This window comes from Clostridium sp., from assembly GCF_029267215.1.
Lineage (GTDB): Bacteria > Bacillota > Clostridia > Clostridiales > Clostridiaceae > Sarcina.
This window is the reverse complement of sequence record NZ_JARIDH010000022.1, coordinates 1-25,893: the sequence shown is the minus strand read 5'-3', so window position 1 is coordinate 25,893 and position 25,893 is coordinate 1. Positions and strand designations below refer to the sequence as shown.

Below are 25,893 nucleotides of genomic sequence, written 5' to 3'. Positions count from 1 at the left end.
CTCTTTTCTTCTAAGTTTTATGTTAAATTTATATAGCTTAATTCATAAATAACAATTTTTTCTCTAGGGTCTTTATCATATCTATTTGGTATTTTAATTTCTTTCTTAAGGGAAAATATAGTATAGTTATCTAAATAATAAAGATAATCTTCAGCTGGATAATATAGTATTATATTAACCTGTCTTTCATGTTCAAGTAAAGAATCTAAAATATTACCAACAACTTTTATAAAAATCTGCTCTGAAAATGGGTTGAAAAAATAAAATTTATTATCGTTTTTTTGAACCTTATATTTTTCAGCAAAACAATTTAAGAATTGAATTTTATCTTCTTTATTTTTGAAATTTGATAAATATGATTTTTTGTTGTTTAAACATTCTTCAAAAAAGAAGTTGTTCATTTCTATTCCTGTAACATTTATATTGTATAAGTTGTTTAAATAAAAATTAAGTCTGCCTTTTCCACATCCAAAATCAACTAAAGAGTCTTCTTCATTAAATTCTAAGTTATCACAAAGTGCCTTTAAAACAGCATAAGAAGTAGGTTCATATCTATTGTAATGAAGAGATTCATTAAAGATTTTTTGTTCACCTGATGTTTTTATATTAAGCAATTTTTCATAATACTGTTCATTCATTTTAATCCTCTTTCTCATAAAGTTATTATTAAATTGTCTCATAACAGTATAGTATTTTAGTTTAAATAAGGCAAGCCTAATTTAAAATTAGACATTTTAAGTTAAGGGCAATTAGAGGAAGTAAATTTAACCACATATAACTTAAGCTATTAATAGAATTAAAATTTGAACTTGGTTAAAGTTTTAGTATTAGATAAAATAATAAATGAAATAAGTAATAAACAGAGGAGGAAATAAAATGAGAAGCAATTATCATACACATACATATAGATGTAATCACGCAACAGGAGAAATAGAAGATTATGTAAAAGCGGCTATAGATGCTAAAATAGATGAGATTGGGATTTCAGATCATTTACCTCATCCAGGAAAAAATATAGATAATTATCATAGAATGGCTTATGAAGATTTAAAAGATTATTTTGAAAAAATAGAAGAAGCTCAAAATAAATATGGAAAAGAAATTTCTATAAAAAAATCAATAGAATGTGAATACTTTAAAGATTTTCATTGGCTTTATGAGGAGTTGAAAGAAAAATATAAGGTTGATTATTTAGCCTTGGGAGTACATTTTTTCCCTTACAAAGGAGAATGGGTTTATATTGGAGCTATTGATTTAACCCCTGAATCACTTATGATTTACGCTGATTTTGTTGTAGAAGCAATAAAAAGTGGGTATTTTTCATATTTAGCACATCCAGACCTTTTTGGAATGACTTATAAGAATTGGGATGAACATTCTAAAGAGGCTTCAAAAAGAATTTTAAAAGCAGCTGAGGAAATGAATATTCCTATTGAAATAAATATAAATGGTATGAGAAAAGAAAAAATACTTTATAATAATGGAGAAAGATATCAATATCCAATAAAGGAATTTTGGAATCTTTCAAAAGAATACAATGTTAGAAGAATAGTTGGGATAGATGCACATAATCCATGTGAAATGCATGATCTTTATATTGGACTTAACTTTGCTAAAGAAAATGGACTTGAAGTAATAGAAAGTTTAGAATTAAATAAAACTAAGTAAGATTAAGGGCTGACATAAAAATAGTTTTTTATAAAACTTACAAATATATTTCAAGAATTACTAGATTTTGCTAAGAATTTATAATCATTACTTCGAAAATATCACTAAAGCTTATAAACTTGCTACGCTTTAAGCAGTCTAAGCTTTTTAAGGCGATATTTTCTACGTAATAATTTAAATTCTAAAGCACATCTAGATATTCTTTTCAAATTATTTGTAAGTTTTATTATTATATTTTGATGTAGTCATTTAATTAGCTTTATATTGTTTATTGAAATTTATTTTTTTTGTTTTTATATGAATTTTATACAAGTTGGAGAAGGAACAGATATATCTTTATTTATTAATTTTAGTGTTCCGTCTTCATTTCTTTTATATATAGTTATATTATTAGATTTTTCATTAGCTACTATTAAGTAGTTTTCGCAGGGGGTAAGAGTAAAGTCTCTTGGAAAGTCTCCATATGAACTATAGTGATTTATAAGTTTTAAAGTACCAGTTTTTTGGTCGATTTTAAAGGCACTAATTCCATTAAATCCTCTATTTGAAACATATAAAAATTTGTTACAGGAGCTTATTTTAATTGTAGACCCATAATTTTGTCCATTAAAACCATTTGGAAGAATATGATTATATTGAACTAGATGGAAGCCATTTTCTCCTAAGTATCTTAGAATTATTACTTCTGAACTATTTTCACATATTACATATGCATTTTTTCCATCCTTTGAAAATTCTATATGCCTAGGTCCACATCCTTTATCACATTGAAAAGCTAATTTTTTTAAATAAGTTAATGAGTTGTTAGAATTTATTTTAAAAAGCTCAATTCTATCCATACCAATATTTATTGCACATAAAAATTTTCTATCTGGTGTCAATGATGCAAAGTGTATTTTTGAATTATCATTATGTATAAAAGAACTTAAGCTTCTATCTATATCCATTGTTTCATTTAGTGAATAAGTATTTATGGATTTTTCATGAAAATTACTTGAAACTATTAAAGGTATCTCATGTTCTATAATATTTATGTGGCAAGGTGCCTTTCCTTGAGTTAAACTAGCTCCTGTTAATTTAAGAGAGTAATCATCTTCTATGTTAAAGGAAGCAACCCCTCCTAAAGTATCTACTGAAAATGGATTTCCAACAGTATATAATTTATTTTTATTTATACATAAGTAAGTAGGGTTACCAAATCTAGCAACTAAGGAAATATCATTTACATTTCCATTAGTTAAATCTAATGATAACCTATAGATTCCTTCACTATCCCCATTAGTGTAGGTACCTATGTATGCAATAGAGTTTTTCATTTTTTTTTTAAGCCCCCTTTGATTTAATTGTATTGTTAATTTTATATTCTATATTGTATTATATAAAATATATGTTAACAAAAATTCTAAATAATATTTTTTATACCATATAAAGATAAAATAGTAAAGTTATAAAATATTATGAAAGATTGTTAAGTTGGTTTACATGAAAGGAAATAAATATGAAGAAGACAATTGGAATACTTGCCCATGTTGATGGAGGGAAAACCACATTTTCAGAGCAGTTATTATATCATACAAATAGTATTAGAAATAGAGGAAGAGTAGATCATAAAAATTCTTATTTAGATAATAATGAAATAGAAAAAGAGAGAGGAATAACAATTTATTCAGAAATTGCAAAGTTTAATAAGGGAGAAAATGAATATTTTTTAATTGATACTCCAGGACATATAGATTTTTCGCCAGAGATGGAGAGGGCAATTAGTGTTTTAGATTATGCAATATTAATTGTGAGCGCAGTAGAGGGGGTACAAGGGCACACTGAAACTATTTGGGAGATTTTAAGAAAATATAAAATTCCAACATTTATATTTATTAATAAGGTTGATAGAGAGGGAGCTTGTGTATCTAAGGTTAATGAAGAGTTAAAAAGTAAGTTGTGTGAAAATATTGTTTATATTAATACTTCAATTAATGAGGAGTTTAGTGAAGAATCTTTAGAAGAAATTGCAGAAAAGGATGATGAGCTTTTAAGTTCTTATTTTGATGGAAAACTTACCAAAGAGATTTTATTTAGAAAGATGAAAGAACTGATTAAAAATTTAGAAACAACATTTTCATTTTCAGGGTCAGCTTTGTTAGATGAAGGCGTAGTTCAGTTTATAGATTGGTTTGATGAATTAAGCTTAACTAATTATGATGAAAATTCACAATTTACAGGGAGAGTTTTTAAGGTAAGATATGATGAAAAAGGAAGTAGAATAACTTTTATAAAAGCACTAAGTGGAAAACTTAAAACTAAGGAATATTTAACTTATTTACAGGGTGAAGAGGAAGTAAGTGAAAAAGTAAATGAACTTAGAATTTATAATGGAAATAAATATGAGTTAGTTCATGAAATTAAGGCTGGAGATGTTTTTGGAGTAGTAGGAATTAAAGGGTTGGAATCAGGTGATGGGATAGGTATAGATTCCTTAGAAGATTACAATATGATTCCAACATTAAAGTCTAAAGTTATATATAGAGAGGAAGTAAATTCAAAGGAAATGCTTCGTTTATTTAAAATACTAGAAAGTGAAGATAGAAGTTTAAAAGTTACCTTTGATAAAAGTCTTAAAGAGATACAGGTAAATATTATGGGAAAGGTTCAATTGGAAGTTCTTAAAGAAAGTATTAAAAACAGATTTAATGAAAATGTTGAATTTGGAACACCAGAAATTTTATATAAAGAAACTTTAGGGGGATCTGTAATAGGTTATGGTCATTTTGAACCTCTTGGCCATTATAGTGAGTTGCATTTAAAAATTGAGCCTTTAGAAAGAAATTCAGGAATAATTTTTGAAAATAAATGTCATACAGATGACTTAACAGTTGGAAATCAAAATTTAGTAAGAACTCATATATTTGAATGTGAGCATAGAGGAATACTTACAGGGTCTCCAATTACAGATATTAAGATTACACTTTTAACAGGAAGAGCCCATAATAAGCATACAAGTGGAGGAGATTTTAGAGAAGCTACTAAAAGAGCTTTAAGACAAGGGTTAGAAAGTGGGAAAAATATTTTGTTAGAACCTTATTATAGCTTTAAAATAGATGTTGATATTAATTTTATAGGAAGAGTTATGACTGATATTCAGAAGATGAGCGGAGAGTTCTCTGAACCAATTATAGAAGGGGATAGAGCCATTATAAAAGGCGTGGGTCCAGTAGCTACTTTCATAAACTATGGTATGGAATTTCAAAGTTTCACAAAGGGAAAGGGAGGCTTAAGCTTAAAATTCCATGGATATGAAGTTTGTCATAATGAAGATGAGGTTATTGAAGAGAAGGGATATGATAGAAATAAAGATATAGACTATACTTCTACATCAATATTTTGTTCAAAGGGGCAGTCGTATTTAGTAAAAGGAGAAGAAGCTAAAAAATATATGCACTGTTTAACTTAATTTGAGAGAGGTATATAAGGTTTAAGCACTTCACATAAGGAGATAACTTTTATTATTAGACAACTAAAAAACTCTTAGTTATAATTTAGTTTAGAGAAATGACAAAAAATATGAGGTGAATATAATATGGAATTAGTAAGTATATATGAAGAATACTTAGAAACAAACAAAAACTATGTTGATTTTATAGAGGAGCTAGTAAGTAAAAATTTTGAAGGATTTAGTGAAGATTTTGTAATTAGTAACTTAGAAAACTTTCAAAATACAATTGGAGATTTAAAATTAAAAGTTGATAATATAGAAGTAGATGAAGAAAATAAAAATAACCTAAAAGACTTAAGTTACTTAATAATGGATACATTATTTTTAACTTTTGATTTAAATAACTTCTATAAACTTAAGGAAATAGAAAGGTTTAAGATGAGATTTACAAACTATGTAAATAAAAGAAATAGAGATGAAATGATGAAAAAATTTAAATAGAAAAGTGATATATCTTTTTAGATATATCACTTTTTATTTATTTTGAAACACGTGTTAACTGAGTATGTTCTGTATATCCTATAATTAAAGGAACATTTTCAATTTCAATTTCACTAGATTCTAAACCAAACCATTTAGCAGGTGAAACAGTAAATTTCTTAATGAAAAGTTTAGCTCTAATAACAATTGAATCTAAAGTTTTTATGTGGCTTTCGGCTGATAAACATTCATTTATAAGAGTAAATCTGAAATCACCAACATGTCTATTAGGGATTGTTGAATATTTTTTGTTTTGAATCTTAATATCACCATTTTCCATAAGTTCTCCAACTATTTGACGAAGGAAAACATTAAGTTTTTGGTTAACTCTAAATCCAAGTTTAAGCTGAACCTTAACCATATAATCTGTACCAAAAGTATTTACTGAGTATTCAGCAGTATAAGGCTCATCTGTTACAACAACATTTACAAACCAATAAACATCAGCTCTCTTAGGTCTTTTGTCTAGTATTGAATACATTATTTTTCTTTCAATTCTTTTTGAATTTTCTGAGCATGTTAGATAAACTAAATTTGTTGAATATTTAGGTCTATCTGTATCATCTTTAAGAACTTTTAACTGATCTTTATAATTTTCAATAGGTACATAATCTAATAATCCCATTTTAATATAATGACCTTTAATCCATATAAACATTATACTTAATATAACTAAGGCTATTAAAACAGATACAAAACCACCTTTTTCAAATTTAACAGCACTTGATATTAAAAATGAAGTTTCTAAAGTTCCAAAGAATATTAACACAAGTAAAGCAAGTGGTTTTGGAGTTTTCATTTTTAATAAGTAGTTAAATAACAATATTGATGTCATAAGCATTGTAACTGTAATTGAAAGACCATATGCAGCTTCCATGTTATCTGAACTTCTAAAATATAAAACTATTCCTATACATGCAATCCATAAGATTCTATTTATAGATGGCATATAAATTTGACCCTTAGAATTTGAAGGGTATAGACATTGAAGTCTTGGAAATAGATTTAATTTTATAGCCTCTGAAACTAGTGTGTATGAACCTGATATTAAGGCTTGAGAAGCTATAATAGCGGCTAAAGTAGCTATTATTACTCCAAATAATAATAACCAATGAGGCATCATTTGGAAGAATGGATTTAAACTTTTAACTTTATGAAGACTAGTGTCCTCAGTAACTGAAAGTATCCAAGCTGCTTGTCCAAAATAGTTTAAAAGCAAGCAAATCTTAACTAATGGCCAAGTTAAATAAATATTTTTTCTACCAACATGTCCAAGGTCAGAATAAAGGGCTTCTGCACCTGTTGTTGATAAGAAAACTCCTCCTAAAATAAAGAATCCTAAATGATTCTGACTACTAAATAGAATTTTTATTGCATAGTGAGGAGAAAGTGCTTTTAAAAGATAAAGATTTCCTGAAAGATTAACAATTCCTATAATAGCTAAGAATGCAAACCAAATAAACATAACAGGTCCAAATATCTTTCCAACTATCTCTGTCCCGAAATGTTGTATAAAAAATAATACACTAATAATAACAATTACTATGGTTATTATTATATCCTGATTATTACCAAACATTGAGTTGAAGCTAGGAAGAACTTTTAATCCTTCTATTGATGATGTTACTGTAACTGCCGGTGTTAACATACCATCAGCAAGTAGAGCCGATCCACCTATCATAGCAGGTATTATAAGCCATTTAGCTCTTTTACGAACTAAGGTATAAAGTGAAAATATTCCTCCTTCTCCTTTATTATCAGCTTTTAAAGTAATTAATACATACTTTATTGTTGTTAACAAGGTCATTGTCCAAAAAATAAGAGACAAGACACCTAATATAAAATCAGGGGTAATACTCTTTAAACCACCATTTCCATTAATTATTGATTTCATAACATAAAGTGGAGAAGTACCTATATCTCCGTAAACCACACCTAATGCTATTAGAAATCCTCCCAATGTTATTTTTTCAATAGAATTTTTATTAGTACTCATTGTTTTATTCCTCTATTTTAAAATATTATAATTATACTTAAATTAAATAAATGTTAATAAAATGTTGATTGTGTACACAAAATATTTAAATTCGATAGAATTTATACTAACACCATTAGAAAGAAGTGTAAAGTAATTATGGAAAAGAAATGAAATAGGTTTTATAAAAACATTTACAAAGGAAAAATTGATAAAAAAAAACATGAAAAATTAACAAAAATGAAGTTTAATTTCAAATAAATTCCAATAAAAAATAAAAATAGCCATAGAAAAATTCTGTGGCTATTTTTATTTTGATTAAATTTTACTTTGTAGTTGTAGGTGGTGTAAAGACTCTTGTAGCTAATTCATCATCCATCATATAAAGAGCGGCAGGATTTCCTTCACTTCTTCTTACTTTCTTTAATAATGAACTAAAGTTATTTTCCTCTTCAACCTGTTCATCGATAAACCAGTTAAGTAGGCTCATTGTAGCATGTTCTTTCTCTTCAAAAGCAACATCTGCAAGACTATAAATTCTTTTAGTTACTAATTGTTCATGTTCAAATCCTCTTTGGAATGCATCTATTATGTTTTCAAACTCAATATTTGGTCCTTCAACAGCTTCTAATTTAACAACTCCACCTTTTTGGAATATGTAATCATAAAATTTCATAGCGTGGAATAATTCTTCTTGAGCTTGAACTCTGAAGAAGTTTGCAAAACCACTTAAATCAACTGATTCAGCATATGCAGCCATTGCTAGGTAAGTATATGATGAATAGAATTCAAAATTAACTTGATCATTAAGTTTATTTAACAAATTTTTACTTAACATATATGTACACCTTCTTTTTTATTTTATGAGTTTATTTTATTACTTATAAATTATTTTATCAAACTAAATAACAAAGTTTATTATTTAAAATTATTACTTTTATAATAATAAAAGTCTATTTATCTCTTAAATTCTAGAGTATACATATAATTTTAGAATATTTATATATTTATGGGATTTTTTCCTTTGAAGGAAGAATGCCTAAATGCTTTTTATATGTCTTAGAAAAATAAGAGAGATTATTAAATCCACTTTTATAAGCACTTTCTGATAAACTTTCTCCATTGTAAAGCATTAAATTCCTAGCATTTAAGCATCTTAAAAAATTAATATAGTCCAAAAGAGTTTTGCCTGTTATCTCTTTAAATACATGACATACATAATATTTACTAAAGGAAACATGATTACATACATCTTTTATTGAAATTTGTTCCTTATAATTATCCTTAAGATAAGATAAAATTTCTTTTACTAGAGATATTTTATTATTTGTTTTAGGATTTAATTTTATGTTTTCTTCGGATATATAATTTCTATAAAGATGTATTAAAATTTGAATAATATCACTTTTTATAAATTCTTTAAAAAAATCTTTATTCATTTTCATTTCTGATTCTATGAATTTAAATTTTGACTCTATAAAAGAGTCATTTATCTTAGAATTAAACCTAATTTCTTTTAAAAGTTCATTAGGAAATATTAATTTTTTATTTAGTATTAAGCAATAATAAATACAGCTAGAATTAATTGAGTCAATAGAATGAAGTTCATTTGAATTTAGAATAATAATATCCCCTTTTTTAGCTTCAAAAACTTTATGGTCACAGTTTATATTTGCCTTTCCTTCTAAAAAATAGAGTATTTCTAAATTTTCATGATAATGCATGTAAATGCTAGGTCTATATTCATCTAGAATATCTTTGTGAAATATTATTGGGAAATTAGGATCAACATGAATATGATATTCATATATGTAATTACTCATTTAAAACTCCTTTAAAGCAATATTGTGTTAATATAAAGCAAAATTAATACTTAATATTAATAGAAACTAATAATATAATTATAGTAAACATTATCATAAAATTTTAGTTTGTTATAAAAATTAATAAATATTTAAAGATTAAAGGGGGATATATTTATGCATTTAATACCTAGACCAAGTAGTATAATTGAGAAAAATGGTGAATTTATAATTGAAAGAGATACTGAGATAATATTAAGCGGAAATGTAAGCTTTGATGATTTAAAAACAGCCTTAATATTACAAGAAAGCATAGAGAAAACTTTAGGATTTAAGCTTAATATAAATAAAGTATTATTAGGAAAAGAATATAAAAATTCAATAATTTTAAAATATGGGGATTTTGAAAATAAAGAAGAGTATAAGTTAAATGTTACAGAAGACAATATTGTTATAGAAGGAAAAAGAGAGGGTATTTTCTATGGAACTAAAACATTAGAAGGATTAGTTAGAGAATATGGTGCTATTATTAAAGCTGTTGAAATAGAGGATAAGCCTTTCTTTCAGTTTAGAGGATTTTATCATGATATAACTAGAGGTAAGGTCCAAACCTTAGATACATTAAAGAAGTTAGTTGATAAGGCGTCATTTTATAAATTAAACCAACTTCAACTTTATATTGAACATACTTTTGCATTTAAAGGAATGAGTGAATTATGGTTAGATAAAGATCCTTTAACAGCTGAGGAAATTTTAATTTTAGATAAATATTGTAAAGATAGATGTGTTGAATTGGTTCCTTCACTTTCAACTTTTGGACATTTATATGAAGCTTTAAGAACTAAATCTTTTAGAGAGCTTTGTGAATTAGAAGAAGTTGACTTTGAATATTCTCTTATAGATAGAATGGCCCATCATACATTAAATGTTACTGATGAGAGAAGTATAAAATTTGTTGAAGATATGCTAGAGCAATATATTCCTTTATTTACTTCAGATAAATTTAATATATGTTGTGATGAAACTTTTGATTTAGGAAAAGGAAAGAGTAGACAAGAGGCTGAAAAAGTAGGTGTTGGAAGATTATATGCTGATTTCTTAAACAAGATTTATAAAATAGTTAAAAAGCATAATAAAAAAGTTATGTTCTGGGGAGATATAATAGTTGGATATCCAGACCTTTTAAAAGATATTCCAGAAGATTTAATATGCTTAACTTGGAATTATTCTTCAGAAGCTAGTGGATATTCTGTAAAAATGACATCTGAGTATGATAAATTACAATATGTTTGTCCAGGTGTTAGTGGATGGAATATGATGATGAATCTTATAGAAGGATCATTTAGTAATATAAGTAGAATGGTTGATCATGGTAAAAAATATGGGGCAATTGGTGTATTAAATACTAACTGGGGAGATTTTGGAAATATAAATTTACTAGCTAACTCCATACCATCAATGATATATGGAGCTTCAATTTCATGGAATCCTAATAAGGGGGATTTTGAAGAGTTATTTAAATCAATATCACTTATGGAATTTGGTGATGAATCAATGTCCTTAGTTGGTATAATGGATAAGCTTTCTAAAAATCAAGTTGCTGGATGGGGAGAGCTTATTTGGTGGAAAGAAAAATTAGAAGATGATGGGTTTAGAAGAAATTTTGAAAAAATAGATGTAAATAAGTTAATTAGAGGATATGAAGTTTCTATTGAATGTAGAAAAGATTTCTTAAGACTTTTAAATAAAGTTTCTGATAAGGAAAGTCTACAAAGTTTTATAGTATCAGCTAAGGGTTGGGAAATTATAAATAAGGTATTATTAGTTGTATCAAAGATTGATTTTAATAAGGAAATACCAATAGAAATAGACAATTTTAAACTTGCTGAAGAATTTGAACTTTGGTTTTATGATTATTCAAATCTTTGGAGAAAGAAAAATAAAGAAAGCGAATTACGTAGAATAAGAGAAGTAATAGTATATGTATGTAATTTCCTAAGAGATAATAAATAATTTTTTTGAAGTTTATATTAAATTTAAAAGGACTCTACAGGCTTAATTTTAAAGGGTAGAGTTCTTTTGTTTTATAAAAAATATTATATATTAGAAATATTATTTAGTTAAAATAAATAATGTATAATAAAAAGTTTTGCTAAACAAATTAATGTTAAAAGAGTATAATATTAGTAAAACATATTTGCTTTGTTGATAAAGTATTATTTATATTAGAAAGAATGAAAGAAGGAATGGATATGAATTATTGGCAAATATCAGCAGAGATAGGTAACACAAATTTGACAGACATATTCTTTGATATTGGAGTTGCTTTGGTTGGTCCTGGAAATAAGGGTGACTACTTTGATAACAAAGAAGAATATGAGCTTCTAGAAGGGGAAAGTACCTTAATTCAAAAATTTGCAGAAGAGGTCAAGGTAGGAGATATACTTATACTTAAAGAAAGAGTGTCTAGTGATGGAGAGTTTAATATAGTTGGAGTAGGAAAGGTTTTAAGTCCTTATAGATTTGAACCAATATTTAATAAGGTTGGAATAGATGGACTTCCTATGCAACATTGTAGAAGAGTAAAATGGTATATTCCAACAGATGGACTAGTTATAGAAAAAGAAGGCTTTGAAAGTGGACTGCAAAAGATAAAAAAAAATAGTTCTTTAATGATAAAAGCAGAAAAAATAATTAATGAATTACATGGAGAAGAATAAATATTTTAAGTTAAAAGAAAACTTACAAACATATTTTAAATCTTGTTATTAAAATAATGTTTGTAAGTTTTTTGTATTTTACTTTAATGATTAAAGATGTACTTGAACAAGTAATAATCCTATAGCAAATATTGTTATATAAGCCATAAGAGGCATTATGAATTTTAACCATTTATTATAAGTTACATCAACCATGGCAAGGGTTGCAAGTATAAGTCCTGTTGGTGTTATAAAGGAAATTAATCCTTGACCAAATTGGTAAGAACTTATGATTACATCTCTTGGTAAACCAACAGTATCTGCAAGTGGTGCCATAATTGGAATTGATAATACTGCAAGACCTGATGAAGATGGAATAAAGAAGCCTAATATTACAAATACAACAAGCATTAATATTATAAAGATATTTTTATCCATTCCTTGTATTGCGTTTGAAAAAAAGTACAATAAACTATCTGAAATCTTACCATTTTCTAGGATTAAGTTTATAGATCTTGCAACTCCGATTACTAAAGCAACTCCAACTAAGTCGGCTGCACCATTTATAAACTCACTAACAAATTTCTTTTCACCAAGACCTGATAAAAATCCTAAAATTATTCCAACTACAAGGAATAAGGCTGTCATCTCTGTAAACCACCAATCTAAAACAGAAACTCCATATATCATTATTCCAAAAGCAGCTGCAAAGATTAAAAGCATAAGCTTTAGTCTTAATGTGAATTTTGGAACATCTTTAGAGGATTCATGTAAGAATTTGTTTTCAATTTCATCCTTTTGGTCAAATATAAGTGATTTTGAAGGATCATTTTTTACTTTATTTGCATATTTAATTATGTAAGTTAATGTAATAACAACTGCTATAATTAAACCTATTAACCTAAATATAAGTCCTTCAGTAAAATTTATACCAGCTGCATTTGAAGCTATTACTGAAGAAAATGGGTTTACAGTTGAAAACATTGTTCCTATGGAAGAACCCATATAAATTGTTGCTATGCAAACAATAGCGTCATATCCTGCAGCTAAAAATATAGGTAGAAGTATTGGATACAAGGCTATGGTTTCCTCTGCTAAGCCAAAGGTTGTTCCACCTAAAGCTATTAGTATGTTTAGTAATATTATAAGTATGTATTCTTTTCCTTTTGTTATTCTAGATAGACTAGCTATACCTGCATTAAAGGCTCCAGTTGAATTTAAAACACCTATAACTCCACCTATTATAAGAACAAACATTATTATATCAATGGTATCATATGTTCCTTTAATAGGAGCTTCTATTATATCTTTAAGATTTTGTGGATTTTGAGAAACCTTTTCATAAGTGTTTGGAATTGCAATCGGTTTATTAATACTTCCATTTAAGAAGTTGTCTATTCCAATCTTAATACCAAGCTTATCTAAATTTTCTTGGGTTGCTGGCTCTTTTGAAGTATCACCTTTTGGATTAGTTATCACAAAAACTTTTTCGTCTTGATTATATGATAACTTTGAGTATGCCCCAGCTGGAATTAAATAAGTTAATATTGCAGATAGTATCAGTACTATGAATAATACTGTAAAAGCTGTGGGGAATGTAAACTTTTTCTTTTTGCTCATTTTTTCTCCTCCTCTTATGTTTTTTTATAGTATTAGATAATTTGTTTAGAAAATACTAATATGTTTAAAATAGTATTTTATATTTAATTATACTATGGTGAAATTAAGTGGTAAAATGTGAAAAAAATATTAATTGAAAGATTTAGGAGTAAATAAAGATAAATACATGTTTTTTTCGTAGATTTTGAAGTTATTCCTTATTTGACTTTAAAAGGATTTATTATTTTACTAGCTATAAAATATTTTTAATATATTGAATTGGTTTAATATTGTAAATATAATAAAATATAGGGTATTTTGTTTTAATTTGTAAAATTATTATTTAATAACTTAAAGGGGAGTTATAAATGGAAAAATTTGAATATAAGGAAATGCTAGAATCATGTCCTATGAATTATATATATGGAAAGGTTAAAAAAACTAAAGAGGGACGAGAGATAATATTAATAGAAGATTCTAATTTGAAATTTTTAGTTGGAAAATATATTCATGATGTGATTAATAAGATTTATATAAATAATTATGAACTTAAAGAATTTTATTTAAAATGTATTGGTAATGCTTTAAATTTGGGAACTTACTTAGGAGAAAATTTAAAGATTAAAAGAAAATATGATTACATAGTTTTTTGGTTTAATAAGAATTTTGAAGATATTTCATGTGAAGATTTTTTTTATGAAACATTTAAAGACTTATATTTTTATAAGAGTAATGATGTTAAGGGGAAAGTAATAACAAGACATAGTTTAACTACCTATGATTATGAAAATTACGAGAAAAATCATAAAGCTAGAATAAAAAGAAATACCTTTTATAAAAAAGCTAGTAAAAAAATAGTTGAAAAAAATGATGCTGTGTTTTTTGAGGTTTTAAATTATCTTGATGATGTTGTTGTTATAAAAGAAAAAGAAAAAACTATATATGTAAACGATGCTTTTGAAAAATTATATGGTATTAATTGCAAAGAACTTTATAAAGAAAAAAGTATGTTAGTTAAGGCTGATATGATTCATCCTGATGATAGGTTTAAATTTGAAAATATTGATTTCAAAAATTTCTTTTCTGCAAAAGCTAGAATAATAAGAAGGGATAATGAAATAAGAACTGTTTGGTTTAGATCGAATTCCATAAAAGATGAGACTGAAAATGTAATAAGAAGAATTATCATTATTAATGATATAACAGACAACTTAAAAGAAGAAAATGAAATGGAAAAGCTTAGAATGGGATTCTTTGCAAATATATCTCATGAGTTTAAAACACCTGTTAATCTAATATTTAGCGTTTTTCAAATGCTTGAATTTAAACTTAAGAAAAATTTAAATTCTTATGAAAATGACTATAAGCAGTATATAGATACTGGTAAGCAAAATATATTTAGGTTATTAAAGCTTATAAATAATCTGATTGATAGCATAAAGTTAGAAGCTAGATTTTTTGGTTGCAATATTAAAATCATAATATTATAAGTTGTGTTGAAGAGGTTACCTTATCTCTTTGTGATTTTGCTAAGGAAAACAAAGTTAATATTATATTTGATACAGAAGAGGAAGAGAAAATAATAGCCTTTGATTTAGAGCAAATAGAAAGAGTAATTTTAAATCTTCTCTCTAATAGTATTAAATTTAATAAGGTAGATGGAAATATATTTGTATGTATAAGTTCAGATAATGAATATGTGAATATAAGTATTAAAGATACAGGAATAGGAATTCCTAAGGATGAAATAGAAACTCTTTTTGATAGATTTAAGATAATAAATAATAGATTTACTAAGGTGAATGAAGGAAGTGGAATTGGTCTTTTTATTGTTAAGGAATTAGTTGACATCCATAAAGGCAAAATAACTGTTAAAAGTGATCTTGGAGAGGGAACAGAGTTTATAGTAAGTCTTCCTTTAACAAAAATAGAAGAAGATTTTTACGAGGAAATTGCAGTAACTTATTATAACAATAAAAAAGATAGATTTAAAATAGAATTATCAGATATTTACACAATTTAAGGGGTAATATTTTTCTTATATAAGTTTAAATATGGAATTTCAACATGATTTTAAAGAGAATGTTTGAATTAAAAAAGGAGCAAGGAGAGAGGATTTCTTACTTCTTTTTTAATTCTTTAATTTTAGGTTATGTTTTAACAGAAGGTTGATTTTAACTATCAATTAATAGAGTAATAAACTCTTATATAAAAGCAACACTGATTTAAAACAGACTTATGGCAAGCAAGTTTAACTTTGAGTTGTGTGGAAATAAATATAAAATCAACAATATTTTAAAATAGGCTTTAATTTTATTCTGTTTAATAATGAAAATTAACTTTATAAATGGTTAAAAACTTAGTAAATAGACTGTTTAAAAAATTACATATTTCTAACTGTATCTTTGTCCCAAACAAACATTTGATCAGTATTTCTAAGAGATTTAAATAAATTCCTTTTAAAGCCAGGCATTTTTTTATCTAGATTTCTTATAAGTGTTTTCATATCCTCTCTTTTAGTTTTTCCGTCAGCAGGACATGGATTTTTTATTATAGGATAATCATACTCTAAGGCAGCTTTTCTTATTTGACTTTCTTCAATAAACACCATAGGCCTTATAAGAGTTAGATTGTTTTTATGCATGTAACTTTTGGGAGAGAAACAGTTTATTCTGCCTTCATAACTAATTGAAAGCATTAGGGTCTCTAAGGCATCATCTTTGTGATGACCTAAGGCAACCTTGTTGCATCCTAATTTTTCAGCATTATCATTTAAAGCACCTCTTCTAAGATTTGCACAGAGAGAACAAGGATTTTTCTCATTTCTAATATCAAAGACAATTTCTTTTATATTAGTTTGAATTTCATAAAAAGGAACATCAATATTTTTACAAAGTTCATGAAGAGGAGAGTTGTCAACTCCACCTGGGTTAAGAGTTATTGCTATAAGTTCAAATTTCTCAGGAGAGAATCTTTGATAATTTTTTAATATATGTAAAAGAGTTAGACTATCTTTTCCACCAGATAATCCAACAGCTATTTTATCTCCATCTTCAATAAGATTATATTCTTGTATAGCTTGTCTAGTTTTACTAAGTAATTTTTGCATAGTTTTCATAAAATCACCTCTTAAATATATATTAGTTTACTTATGGGAACTACTATCCACCTACAAAAGTGGAAGAATTCTAAATGTTAATTAAAAGTAACTTAATTATAGTATAATAAAATCCTACAAATATAAAGTGAAATTTTTGGAATATTAGAATTAAAGAGAATAATATTAACTTTATTGGTTAAAATAATAAAAATTATGCTAATCTATTGTTTGCAAAATAACTTCTCTATTTAATTAAGTAAAATTAATTTATAGAGTGGTTATTTATTTTTTAGGTTTTATTTTAATAAAGTGTTTATTTTAGCTAGCCCATAAGATTTACTTAATTTTAAGTGAAAAGTAAAACTTTTAAATAAAATTTATTTGGATTTGTAAGAATATAGCTTAGAATATATAATTAATGTGAATATTAAGTTATTAAGTTTTATGATAAAATTACAAAGAAGAAATAAAAATGGTTTTTAGATTAGTAAAAGTCTTTTTATTTAGGTTATGTTTTAAAGGAATGTTAATTTTTAGAGGAAAGTTAAGTAGTTCTTAATTGCAGGCAAATTAACACTTACTTAGAATATGACTTTAGTTTGAGTTTTATAATATAGATTGGAAGGAAAAAACATGAGAAACATAAAAATGTGCTTAGATTATGATGGAAGTAAATATAAGGGATGGCAAAAACAAAATCAAAAGGGAAATAAAGTTTCAACCATACAAGATAAAATAGAGAATGTATTAAATAAAATGACTGGGGAAGAAATTCAAGTTATAGGATGTGGAAGAACAGATAGTGGAGTGCACGCTAGAAATTATATTGCTAGTTTTAAAACAAATTCACTTATGACAATAGATGAAATGCTTGACTATGTAAATGAGTATTTACCAGAGGATATAAGAGTTAGAGATATGAAAGATGCGAGTTGTAGATTTCATGCTAGATATAATGTTAAGTCAAAAACATACCTATATACAATAGACAACAATAGATTTAGTGATGTTTTCTTAAGAAAATATGCTTGGCATATAGATAAAGAGCTTAATTTAGAAAAAATGAGAAAAGCCAGTGAATATTTAATAGGAACTCATGATTTTAAAAGTTTTACAAGTTTAAAAGCTAAAAATAAATCAACTTTAAGAACTGTTAACTTTATAGACATAGAGGAGAAAAATAATATTATAAGATTAAAAATAAATGGTAACGGATTTCTTCTTAATATGGTGAGAATAATAACAGGAACATTGGTTTCAGTTGGACTTGGAGAAATAAAGGCTGAGGAAGTTAAAAATATATTAGAGGCTAATGAGAGAGCTAAGGCAAAAGAAAAAGCACCAGCTCATGGTTTATGTTTATTAGAACTTAATTATTAATTAAATAAAATACTTTTTATTGACTTTATATATAATTGCTTGACTTATGAAGTATGGTGTATCGCTTGGATTACAGTTAAAAATTTATGAATAAATATCAAGAATATATTATAATTAAAATAATAGTGGGCTTGTGCTAAAAGAATAAAGTTAGGAGAAAAGTTTATGAAAGAATGTGATTGCAAGGGCTATAACCAATGTATATGTAGCAAAGAGTTAACCATATTTAAGGATTTAACTAGGGAGGAATTTAATAAATTAGCTACTGGAATGGCATGTTTTCATGTTAAAAAGGGAGAATACATATGCTATGAAGGAGAAAAAATTTCGAAATTATTTTTAATAAGCAAAGGTAGTGTTAAGATATGTAAGATTACTAAAAGTGGAAAAGAACAAATAATACATATTTTTTCTAAGGGTGATTATTTTGGAGAGACAAGCATCTTTACTAATGAGAGAGGATTATCATTTAATGCAATTGCTTTAAACGATGTGATTGTCTGTGCCATAGACAAATTCCAAGTGGATAAAATATTAAATGAAAATCCTAATGTTGCTTTAATAGTTTTAAAATCCTTAACCAAAAGATTAAGCGAAACAGAGGAGTTTGCTCATATATTAGCAACAAATGATGTGAAAGTTAGAATAGCTCATATGCTTAAAGATTTTAAAGAAAAGTATGGGAAAAATGAATCAGGAGAAATTTACATAGATTTTCCTATGAATAGAGAAGAGATGGCTAATTATTGTGGCATAACTAGAGAAACTATGAGTAGAAAGCTATCTAAATTTGAACATGAAGGATTAATAGAACTTAGAGGAAATAAAACTTTGATAATAAAGGATATGGAAGAAATATTAAAAATAATTTAATAAAAGGATAATATTTTTAATTTACATAAAATTAAAGATGAGCTTAAACTTAACAGGATTAAATTAAAGACATATTATTTAAAAAGTTATTAATTTATAAACCGTACATCTATTCAACTGGTGTGCTGTTATTTACTTTAAATCTAATAATCTCTCATATTCATCTTTTTCTGGAATTTGAGGTTCTAATAAATCTAGATAGATTTGATAGTGATGAAAAAAATAGCTTAACTTTTTTGTTAAGCTATTTTTTATTTAAATAATATAAGGTAATTATAATGAATTACTTATTTTTTTCAGTCCATTCTTTTAATATATCATATAAATTTAAAGGTTTTTCTAAAGTTTGCTTATTTAGTCTTTCTTGCCAATTTGGTATTGATAATTTGTCACATAAGAAGCATAATAAAGCTCCTGTATCATATGGAAATCTTGTAACAAATAATGATTTATCCAGTTTACCTTTTTTGTAAGTTGGTATTATGTCACTAAAAGGAATATTTTTAGCATTTTCAAAATACATAATGCCAAAATCATAATTTGTTATTTTGGCGGCTTTTATGCCAACGTAAGTAGCAGTTCCTTCTGCAGTTTCTACGGATAATTCCTTTTTCATATATTCTGGATTAGCTTTGATTCTCTGCTCTACAGATGATACATATTCCTTAGTTAGTAATTTTAAGTTTTTTGGTTTACTCTTTTTAAGTTCTTCTGATATTTTTGTTAACACATTATATTCATTTGCTAACAAATTAATATCATTTTCAGATAATGTATTAGCAAATCTGTCCCCATTTGCCCAGTTATTTTGCATATAATAGTGGAAAGCTTCATGTGCTAAAAAAGGTGAAAAATGATCTGATGAATATTTTTTGAAAACATTCTCTTTATTATATTTTAAATAGTATACATCAGAACCTAAGAAAGAAGTCTTACTACCTATAGTGTTAAAATTGCCTGGAATTAGTTTTATTTTAATTATACTAGGCATAAATCCACTTACTCTATATATTTTTGTTGTTGAATATTCTTTAGGCATCTTTATTTCTTTTGCAAAAAGTTTTGATATAGGTTTTTTAGGATTTACAATATATGAATATCCATTAAATTTCTTATTTACAAAAAGTAAAGGTTTATCACATAAATCATAATTTTTCCAAAGATCACCTTTTGCTTTTTCAGATTGAGATAACTCTTCAAATTCTTTTAAAACTTGTTTATCAACTGATGATAAATCTTCATAATTACTATTAAATTGGTTTAAAGCTAAAGCTCCTAAATATGTTGCTAGTAATAAAAATACTAATAAAATAATAGATTTTAAAAAATTATGTTTCTTTTTTACTTTCATATGCTTCTCCTTTAATTTTTTTTAAGTTTAAATCGATTTATAAGCTTAAATTTTCTTTTTTCAAATTTAGTATAGCATACAAATTTCTTTAAATCCCTTACACTTTTGTAAGAAATAATAGAAAAGAAAATTTAAATATCTTAATTAAAAAATGTTTCTAATAATAATTTAGTTTTATAAATTTGTTTAGAAATCTTACAAATTTGAAATGTATATGAAAGAAAAATAAATATGTTAATTTTTTTTTATTTTATAAAATAACATCAAGAGAAATAAATATAAGGAGGATAAAATTTTATTAAAGAAAGCATCATAAAACAAAAAACATTCATCATAACTTTATGAAGCTTTATTAAAATAGTTCTTGAATTTAAAGGAGGTATATGGTATGAATTTTAAAAAACTTGGGGTAATAGTTCTTTTATTAGTGATAATAGCAAGTTCAGTAGTTGCATATAAATTTTTAAAAGAAAAAACAGGTGAAAATTATTACGTTCAATTAATTAATGAACCAGTATCATGCAAAGAAAACAGAAAAGAGGGAGTAGTATCTTGTGACTATAAAGAAAAGGGGTATAATGATGAAGGCAATGAAAAAACAATAAGTTTTTCAAGTTTTAGAGAGCGTCCTTTAAGAAAAGATGCATATTTAGTTGTTACATATAATAATGAAAAAAATTCTGTAGTGAAATATAAGGAAGTAAAAAAGGACGAAATACCTAAAAAAGCACTTGAAAAACTTGAAAAAAACAAATCAAAGTAGCAAGTAAAAACAAATTGATTTATAACCATACACATATTAATATGATTAGTGTATGGTTATTTTTATTTTTTAAATAAATTTGCAAGATATAATTTACCAAATAAAACCACTTTTTAAGAAAAATATAAACTATAGAGTATCTACTTAAATGATGAACTTCATATTTATATTTAAGGTAAAAATAAGAAAAGTGAAACATTAAATTAATATTTAACAAGTAAAATTATATGAAGAAAATAATTATTACATTTTTGTAATGTAAATGAAATATTAATTAAAGGATTATTAAGAAAGGTAGAGTGTATAATAAACTTATATTTTAAACATTGGGAGGACAAAAGATGAGGTTGAATATAAAGATAAGTGAAAAATTAAAATTATTTTTTAAGATAGCATTCGTTTCTGTAGTAATATTATTTATAGTTAGGGAGTTTACTTCAGTATTTAAAAATTTCAATTCAGAATATTTCTTTATGTATAAAAATAAACTGGATTTTTTAAACCTGTTAATAATTGCAGCTTTAGGTATAATTTCTTATATTCCTTTATCTTTTTATGATTTTATTTTAAAAAGAAAAGTTGGAATAAGATTAAAAAATAGGAAATTATACAAGTATTCTTGGATAGCAAGTTCAATTGCAAGTTTACTTGGATTTGGAGGAGCTACATCATTAGCTTTTAAACAGTATTTTTATGGCGACTATGTAGAAGATAAGAAGAAATTATTAAAAGAAATTGGTAAAATAGTAGCCTTAAATTTAACAGGATTATCAATAGTTTGTTGCACATATATGGGGATTCAAATAAATTCATGGAACAACTTGTATATAATAAAATATGCCATAGGAATAATATCTTTATATGCACCAGGATTTATAATTTACTCTGCTTATAAATATAAAAAAACAAGAGATAAGTTAGAGTTTTTCAGCACTTTAGGTATTATATTCATATCATTTTTAGAATGGCTTACAACAATAGTTTTAATTTATGCTACTTTAAGAATAACAGGGGCATCAATAAGTGTTTTAACTTTTTTACCAATATATATTGAAGCAGCAGTTGTTGGAATGATTAGTATGATTCCAGGTGGAATTGGTACCTTTGATTTAACTTTTATGACAGGATTAGAGGCCTTAAGAATTCCTATAGAACAAAGCTTATTAGTTATAATACTTTACAGAATAAGCTATTACATAGTGCCAGCTCTTATAGGTGTATTACTTTTTGTTCATGATTTCGGTGGGAAAATAAATAAAAAGTTTAATGGATTGCCTTATGAAATAATATCTAAAGTTGCTTATAAGATATTAGTGACTTTAGTATTTATATCAGGAGCTATTATAGTTTTATCAAATATAGCACCTCAATATTTATTAAAAATAAAATTATTAAAAGAAATTTTAGGAAAACAGATATTAGGTTTATCAATTGGAATGAGCATAGTATTAGGATTTTTAATAATGCTTACGGCTCTTATGCTAAAATATAGGGCTAAAAGTATTTACAAAGCAAGTATGGTTTTATTTATATTAGGAATAATATTATCCTTAACAAAGGGGGTTAATCCTTATGAATTAGTATTTTTAGTTATTGTAGCTTACCTTTTATATTTAAGTAAGAGAATGTTCTACAGAGATAGCTTTGTTGTAAGTTGTAAAAATACATTAATAGATTCAGGTATATTAATTGCATCTTTTTCAATTTATTTCTTTATTTTAATTACCTTTGGAACACATCTTAAATATGTAGGAATAATTCATAAACATCCTTACCAAGAGGGTATAAAATTTGGGTTTATGGCCTTTGCTGTAGTAACTGTAATCTATGTAGCTATTTACTTTTTAAATATAAGAAGAAAAATTCCAGTTAAGACCTTTGATGAATGTAAAGAATATGTAGAAAATATAATAGAAGAATACAAGGGTGATTCCTTAACACATTTAGTATTTTTAAAGGACAAGTATATTTATTTAAATGAAGATAAAGATCTTTTTATTCAATATGAAGTTTATGGAGATAAACTTTTTGTTTTAGGAAACCCTGTAGGAAATAATGAGAATTTATTTAGAGAAATAGAAAAGTTTTGTGAGTATGCTGATAATTATGGTTATACACCAGTTTTTTATCAGGTTAATGATGAAATGATAAATTACCTTCACTCTAATGGATATGATTTTATGAAAATTGGAGAAGAAGCTAAGGTTTATGTAAAAGAATTTAAAGTTGTAGGAAATAAAATGAAGAGTTTAAAAACTTCAAGAAGCAAGGTTACTAAGGAAGGTTATACTTTCCACATGGTTGAACCACCTTTTTCAAAGGAATTTTTAGATTCATTAAGAGAAATATCAGATGAGTGGTTAGATGGAAGAAAAGAAAAAGGATTTTCAGTTGGATTCTTTGATGAAAATTATTTAAACAAAGCGCCTATAGCTATTTTAAAGGATAGAGATGGAGAAATAAAAGCCTTTACTAATATAATGTATATGTATGATGATGAGAGCTTCTCAGTTGATTTAATGAGATTTAGCAAAAATACTCCAAGGGGAGTTATGGATTTTATGTTCATAAATTTAATTGAGTATGGAAAAGAAAAGGGATATGAAATATTCAACATGGGAATGGCTCCTTTAGCTAATGTTGGATTATCGAAATATGCTTTCTGGAATGAAAAATTAGCCCTTCAATTCTATGAAAATGGACAAGCACTTTACTCATTTAAGGGATTAAGAAGATTTAAAGAGAAGTTTAGTCATAATTGGGAATATAAATATATTGCTTACAGAAGAAATACATCCATATTAATAACAGTAATACAAGCTGCTGTAGTTTGTTCAAGAAACAGAAATATAGATGAAAGTATAGTTTTAAGAAACTTAAAAAGCTTAATTAAATAAAAAGTTATATTTTAACATAGATTTTATCCTAAGAGTTCTATTTATATATAGCTAAAAATAAAACACATGATTTTTGAGGTGTACAAAGTTAAGTAGACACTATATAAGACTTTTTAAAATTTACTTAACGGGGTGCACCTCATAAAAATACAGTTTTTTTACTTCATAATAATAACTAATATTCATTAAGATAAATCTTAATGAATATTAGTTATTATTACTTTCCATCAAGTACTTTTTTTAAGCTTTCCTCAATAATATTAGTATCTTCTGTATGGTTCATTTCTAATAAAGTTGCCTCTCCAATTGCTGCTGACTGAGGTGTTTGCAAAGATTGTTTTTCCTCAGGATTATTAAATGAATTAACATATTCAGTTTGCTTATTCTTAGCATCTTTAATTTTTTTATAATAATACTCTGATCTTTCTTTTATAGTTTTCTTTTTTAAGTTGTTTATCTTAGTATTTTCCTTTTCTTTTTTTACCTGATTTGTTTTATTTTCCTCTATACTTTCTATTTTTTTAGCCATATTATCACTACGGTTACGCTCAGTATTTCCTTTATTTACTTGTTGAAGTTTAGTTTGTTGTGATTTATGTGCATTTTCTTTTATATGTTGAATTTCTAAATTTTGTTGTTTTGAACTTTCCATATGCATTTTATAAGCAATACATCCTATAACATTACTTATAGCTAATATAGATAAAATTATAATGTTTATTTTTTTTATTTTCATTTGTAATATCCTTTCTATATTAAAATATTTAATCTTATTCTTTATAATTTATTTTAAAATAAATTAGATTTAAAATCCACTTTTTACAAAATTTATTTTAGTATTTATTAAAAAATAGACATTTTGTAGTTTTCATTTATATTAGGAATTTGAAGAAGCTAATGCCACTTTTTAAAAGTTAAATAAGGAAATTTATTTAGTTTTTTACCATAAGGAAAACTTTGATTAAAATGAAAAAGCTTTTATTTTTTTATAAAAATAACTTGAAATTATCACTAGTTAGTGATAATATTAAGACATGGAAAATAAATTTGAGAGTATAAAAGATAATTTAAATTTGAAAGCATTAATAGCTTTAAGTAGAGCTGGACAACAAGTTCATAAAAGAGAATATAAGACAATAAAGGAGAGTGGATTAACTGTATCACAATTTGCTGTTTTAGAAGTTCTTTATCATAAAGGCGATCTTAAAATTTGCGATATTATAGAAAAAGTTCTTGGAACATCTGGGAATATTACTGTTGTAATAAAAAATTTACAAAAAGATGAACTTATAAAAAAATGTATTGATCCAGAAGATAAAAGGGCTGTTTATATAAGTATAACAGAAAAGGGAAAGAATATTATTGAAGATATGTTTCCAGAACATGTTGAGAACATCAATGAAATATTTTCAGTTTTATCAGATGAAGAAAAAAAGATGTTAATAAAAATTGCAAAAAAACTAACAAATAAAAAATAAGTGTTTATATAAATTAATAAAATTTAAAGGAGTGAATTTTATGTTAAAAAAAATAAGTAATGCTAATATGGGGAAAAGTGATTTAGGATGGCTTCAGAGTTCATTCCATTTTTCCTTTGCAGAATACTATAATCCACATAATATTTCATTTGGAAAACTTAGAGTGTTAAATGATGATTTAATAAAACCAGGCACTGGCTTTGACACACACCCACATCAAAATATGGAAATAATTTCTTATGTTGTCTCAGGAGAAATAACTCATGGAGATAGTATGGGGAATAAAAGAAGTCTTACAAGAGGAAATGTTCAATATATGAGTGCAGGAACAGGGGTTT

22 protein-coding genes are annotated in these 25,893 nt (G+C 25.6%); 13 read left to right on the top strand and 9 right to left on the bottom strand.

Features of this window, described 5'->3' with window-relative positions:
• Positions 1-17 precede the first annotated feature (17 nt).
• Positions 18-638, bottom strand: a complete 621-nt coding sequence (locus Q1K13_RS02475) for a methyltransferase (protein ID WP_300347510.1) — start codon at positions 636-638, stop codon at positions 18-20.
• A gap of 238 nt (positions 639-876) precedes the next feature.
• On the opposite strand from Q1K13_RS02475, the gene Q1K13_RS02470 reads away from it, so the two are divergent.
• Complete coding sequence (locus Q1K13_RS02470; protein WP_300347509.1) at positions 877-1,668, top strand: histidinol-phosphatase; 792 nt, start codon at positions 877-879, stop codon at positions 1,666-1,668.
• A 293-nt stretch (positions 1,669-1,961) separates the two neighbouring features.
• Here Q1K13_RS02470 and Q1K13_RS02465 read toward each other — a convergent pair whose 3' ends face one another.
• Positions 1,962-2,984 carry a lactonase family protein gene (locus Q1K13_RS02465; protein WP_300347507.1) on the bottom strand — a complete coding sequence of 341 codons (1,023 nt, stop codon included), beginning with the start codon at positions 2,982-2,984 and terminating at the stop codon, positions 1,962-1,964.
• A 182-nt stretch (positions 2,985-3,166) separates the two neighbouring features.
• Here Q1K13_RS02465 and Q1K13_RS02460 point away from each other — a divergent pair, with 182 nt between their 5' ends.
• Both Q1K13_RS02460 and Q1K13_RS02455 read left to right on the top strand, forming a co-directional pair.
• Entirely contained in the window at positions 3,167-5,116 is a 1,950-nt protein-coding gene (locus Q1K13_RS02460) for a GTP-binding protein (protein ID WP_300347506.1), read from the top strand.
• Between the two features lie 126 nt (positions 5,117-5,242).
• Positions 5,243-5,599, top strand: a complete 357-nt coding sequence (locus Q1K13_RS02455; protein WP_300347505.1) for a hypothetical protein — start codon at positions 5,243-5,245, stop codon at positions 5,597-5,599.
• A 37-nt stretch (positions 5,600-5,636) separates the two neighbouring features.
• Here Q1K13_RS02455 and Q1K13_RS02450 read toward each other — a convergent pair whose 3' ends face one another.
• From Q1K13_RS02450 to Q1K13_RS02440, 3 genes are all read right to left on the bottom strand, one after another.
• A complete protein-coding gene (locus Q1K13_RS02450; RefSeq protein WP_300347503.1) occupies positions 5,637-7,634 on the bottom strand; it encodes a KUP/HAK/KT family potassium transporter in 1,998 nt (665 codons plus the stop codon).
• A gap of 304 nt (positions 7,635-7,938) precedes the next feature.
• Positions 7,939-8,451, bottom strand: a complete 513-nt coding sequence (locus Q1K13_RS02445) for a ferritin (RefSeq protein WP_300347502.1) — start codon at positions 8,449-8,451, stop codon at positions 7,939-7,941.
• 169 nt (positions 8,452-8,620) lie between these two features.
• Positions 8,621-9,436 carry an AraC family transcriptional regulator gene (locus Q1K13_RS02440; protein ID WP_300347501.1) on the bottom strand — a complete coding sequence of 272 codons (816 nt, stop codon included), beginning with the start codon at positions 9,434-9,436 and terminating at the stop codon, positions 8,621-8,623.
• Positions 9,437-9,592: 156 nt separating this feature from the next.
• Here Q1K13_RS02440 and Q1K13_RS02435 point away from each other — a divergent pair, with 156 nt between their 5' ends.
• Together Q1K13_RS02435 and Q1K13_RS02430 are read left to right on the top strand one after the other, a co-directional pair.
• On the top strand, positions 9,593-11,428 hold the full coding sequence (locus tag Q1K13_RS02435; protein ID WP_300347500.1) for a beta-N-acetylhexosaminidase: 1,836 nt from the start codon (positions 9,593-9,595) through the stop codon (positions 11,426-11,428).
• 239 nt (positions 11,429-11,667) lie between these two features.
• A complete protein-coding gene (locus Q1K13_RS02430) occupies positions 11,668-12,135 on the top strand; it encodes a DUF8426 domain-containing protein (protein WP_300347499.1) in 468 nt (155 codons plus the stop codon).
• Between the two features lie 90 nt (positions 12,136-12,225).
• Here the strand turns inward: Q1K13_RS02430 and Q1K13_RS02425 are convergent, their stop codons facing one another.
• A complete protein-coding gene (locus tag Q1K13_RS02425; RefSeq protein WP_300347498.1) occupies positions 12,226-13,734 on the bottom strand; it encodes a YfcC family protein in 1,509 nt (502 codons plus the stop codon).
• A 347-nt stretch (positions 13,735-14,081) separates the two neighbouring features.
• Here Q1K13_RS02425 and Q1K13_RS02420 point away from each other — a divergent pair, with 347 nt between their 5' ends.
• A complete protein-coding gene (locus tag Q1K13_RS02420) occupies positions 14,082-15,203 on the top strand; it encodes a histidine kinase dimerization/phospho-acceptor domain-containing protein (protein WP_300347497.1) in 1,122 nt (373 codons plus the stop codon).
• Entirely contained in the window at positions 15,197-15,736 is a 540-nt protein-coding gene (locus tag Q1K13_RS02415; RefSeq protein WP_366522608.1) for a sensor histidine kinase, read from the top strand. The genes Q1K13_RS02420 and Q1K13_RS02415 overlap by 7 nt, the downstream gene beginning before the upstream one ends.
• Before the next feature lie 360 nt (positions 15,737-16,096).
• Here the strand turns inward: Q1K13_RS02415 and Q1K13_RS02410 are convergent, their stop codons facing one another.
• On the bottom strand, positions 16,097-16,822 hold the full coding sequence (locus Q1K13_RS02410) for a tRNA 2-thiocytidine biosynthesis TtcA family protein (RefSeq protein WP_366522607.1): 726 nt from the start codon (positions 16,820-16,822) through the stop codon (positions 16,097-16,099).
• Positions 16,823-17,446: 624 nt separating this feature from the next.
• Here Q1K13_RS02410 and truA point away from each other — a divergent pair.
• The gene (truA, locus tag Q1K13_RS02405; protein ID WP_300347495.1) at positions 17,447-18,193 is read left to right on the top strand and encodes a tRNA pseudouridine(38-40) synthase TruA; all 747 of its coding nucleotides are present in this window, start codon (positions 17,447-17,449) and stop codon (positions 18,191-18,193) included.
• Between the two features lie 165 nt (positions 18,194-18,358).
• Complete coding sequence (locus Q1K13_RS02400) at positions 18,359-19,066, top strand: Crp/Fnr family transcriptional regulator (protein ID WP_300347494.1); 708 nt, start codon at positions 18,359-18,361, stop codon at positions 19,064-19,066.
• Positions 19,067-19,349: 283 nt separating this feature from the next.
• On the opposite strand, the gene Q1K13_RS02395 is transcribed toward Q1K13_RS02400, so the two are convergent.
• The gene (locus Q1K13_RS02395) at positions 19,350-20,417 is read right to left on the bottom strand and encodes a hypothetical protein (protein WP_300347493.1); all 1,068 of its coding nucleotides are present in this window, start codon (positions 20,415-20,417) and stop codon (positions 19,350-19,352) included.
• Between the two features lie 388 nt (positions 20,418-20,805).
• Here Q1K13_RS02395 and Q1K13_RS02390 point away from each other — a divergent pair, with 388 nt between their 5' ends.
• Entirely contained in the window at positions 20,806-21,180 is a 375-nt protein-coding gene (locus Q1K13_RS02390; RefSeq protein ID WP_300347492.1) for a YxeA family protein, read from the top strand.
• 341 nt (positions 21,181-21,521) lie between these two features.
• Positions 21,522-24,077, top strand: coding sequence for a bifunctional lysylphosphatidylglycerol flippase/synthetase MprF (gene mprF / locus Q1K13_RS02385; protein WP_300347491.1), 2,556 nt, complete (start codon positions 21,522-21,524; stop codon positions 24,075-24,077).
• 217 nt (positions 24,078-24,294) lie between these two features.
• On the opposite strand, the gene Q1K13_RS02380 is transcribed toward mprF, so the two are convergent.
• On the bottom strand, positions 24,295-24,813 hold the full coding sequence (locus Q1K13_RS02380) for a hypothetical protein (RefSeq protein ID WP_300347489.1): 519 nt from the start codon (positions 24,811-24,813) through the stop codon (positions 24,295-24,297).
• A gap of 298 nt (positions 24,814-25,111) precedes the next feature.
• Between Q1K13_RS02380 and Q1K13_RS02375 the strand changes: the two genes are divergently transcribed.
• On the top strand, positions 25,112-25,555 hold the full coding sequence (locus tag Q1K13_RS02375; protein WP_300347488.1) for a MarR family winged helix-turn-helix transcriptional regulator: 444 nt from the start codon (positions 25,112-25,114) through the stop codon (positions 25,553-25,555).
• A 40-nt stretch (positions 25,556-25,595) separates the two neighbouring features.
• Positions 25,596-25,893 (top strand): pirin family protein (locus Q1K13_RS02370; RefSeq protein ID WP_300347486.1); only part of this gene is annotated, 298 nt, incomplete at its 3' end.

What these genes read in the sequence shown, in the direction of transcription:
- Q1K13_RS02475 (WP_300347510.1), bottom strand. Translation starts at nt 638, where the DNA reads ATGAATGAACAGTATTATGAAAAATTGCTTAATATAAAAACATCAGGT.
- Q1K13_RS02470 (WP_300347509.1), top strand. Translation starts at nt 877, where the DNA reads ATGAGAAGCAATTATCATACACATACATATAGATGTAATCACGCAACA.
- Q1K13_RS02465 (WP_300347507.1), bottom strand. Translation starts at nt 2,984, where the DNA reads ATGAAAAACTCTATTGCATACATAGGTACCTACACTAATGGGGATAGT.
- Q1K13_RS02460 (WP_300347506.1), top strand. Translation starts at nt 3,167, where the DNA reads ATGAAGAAGACAATTGGAATACTTGCCCATGTTGATGGAGGGAAAACC.
- Q1K13_RS02455 (WP_300347505.1), top strand. Translation starts at nt 5,243, where the DNA reads ATGGAATTAGTAAGTATATATGAAGAATACTTAGAAACAAACAAAAAC.
- Q1K13_RS02450 (WP_300347503.1), bottom strand. Translation starts at nt 7,634, where the DNA reads ATGAGTACTAATAAAAATTCTATTGAAAAAATAACATTGGGAGGATTT.
- Q1K13_RS02445 (WP_300347502.1), bottom strand. Translation starts at nt 8,451, where the DNA reads ATGTTAAGTAAAAATTTGTTAAATAAACTTAATGATCAAGTTAATTTT.
- Q1K13_RS02440 (WP_300347501.1), bottom strand. Translation starts at nt 9,436, where the DNA reads ATGAGTAATTACATATATGAATATCATATTCATGTTGATCCTAATTTC.
- Q1K13_RS02435 (WP_300347500.1), top strand. Translation starts at nt 9,593, where the DNA reads ATGCATTTAATACCTAGACCAAGTAGTATAATTGAGAAAAATGGTGAA.
- Q1K13_RS02430 (WP_300347499.1), top strand. Translation starts at nt 11,668, where the DNA reads ATGAATTATTGGCAAATATCAGCAGAGATAGGTAACACAAATTTGACA.
- Q1K13_RS02425 (WP_300347498.1), bottom strand. Translation starts at nt 13,734, where the DNA reads ATGAGCAAAAAGAAAAAGTTTACATTCCCCACAGCTTTTACAGTATTA.
- Q1K13_RS02420 (WP_300347497.1), top strand. Translation starts at nt 14,082, where the DNA reads ATGGAAAAATTTGAATATAAGGAAATGCTAGAATCATGTCCTATGAAT.
- Q1K13_RS02410 (WP_366522607.1), bottom strand. Translation starts at nt 16,822, where the DNA reads ATGCAAAAATTACTTAGTAAAACTAGACAAGCTATACAAGAATATAAT.
- truA (WP_300347495.1), top strand. Translation starts at nt 17,447, where the DNA reads ATGAGAAACATAAAAATGTGCTTAGATTATGATGGAAGTAAATATAAG.
- Q1K13_RS02400 (WP_300347494.1), top strand. Translation starts at nt 18,359, where the DNA reads ATGAAAGAATGTGATTGCAAGGGCTATAACCAATGTATATGTAGCAAA.
- Q1K13_RS02395 (WP_300347493.1), bottom strand. Translation starts at nt 20,417, where the DNA reads ATGAAAGTAAAAAAGAAACATAATTTTTTAAAATCTATTATTTTATTA.
- Q1K13_RS02390 (WP_300347492.1), top strand. Translation starts at nt 20,806, where the DNA reads ATGAATTTTAAAAAACTTGGGGTAATAGTTCTTTTATTAGTGATAATA.
- mprF (WP_300347491.1), top strand. Translation starts at nt 21,522, where the DNA reads ATGAGGTTGAATATAAAGATAAGTGAAAAATTAAAATTATTTTTTAAG.
- Q1K13_RS02380 (WP_300347489.1), bottom strand. Translation starts at nt 24,813, where the DNA reads ATGAAAATAAAAAAAATAAACATTATAATTTTATCTATATTAGCTATA.
- Q1K13_RS02375 (WP_300347488.1), top strand. Translation starts at nt 25,112, where the DNA reads ATGGAAAATAAATTTGAGAGTATAAAAGATAATTTAAATTTGAAAGCA.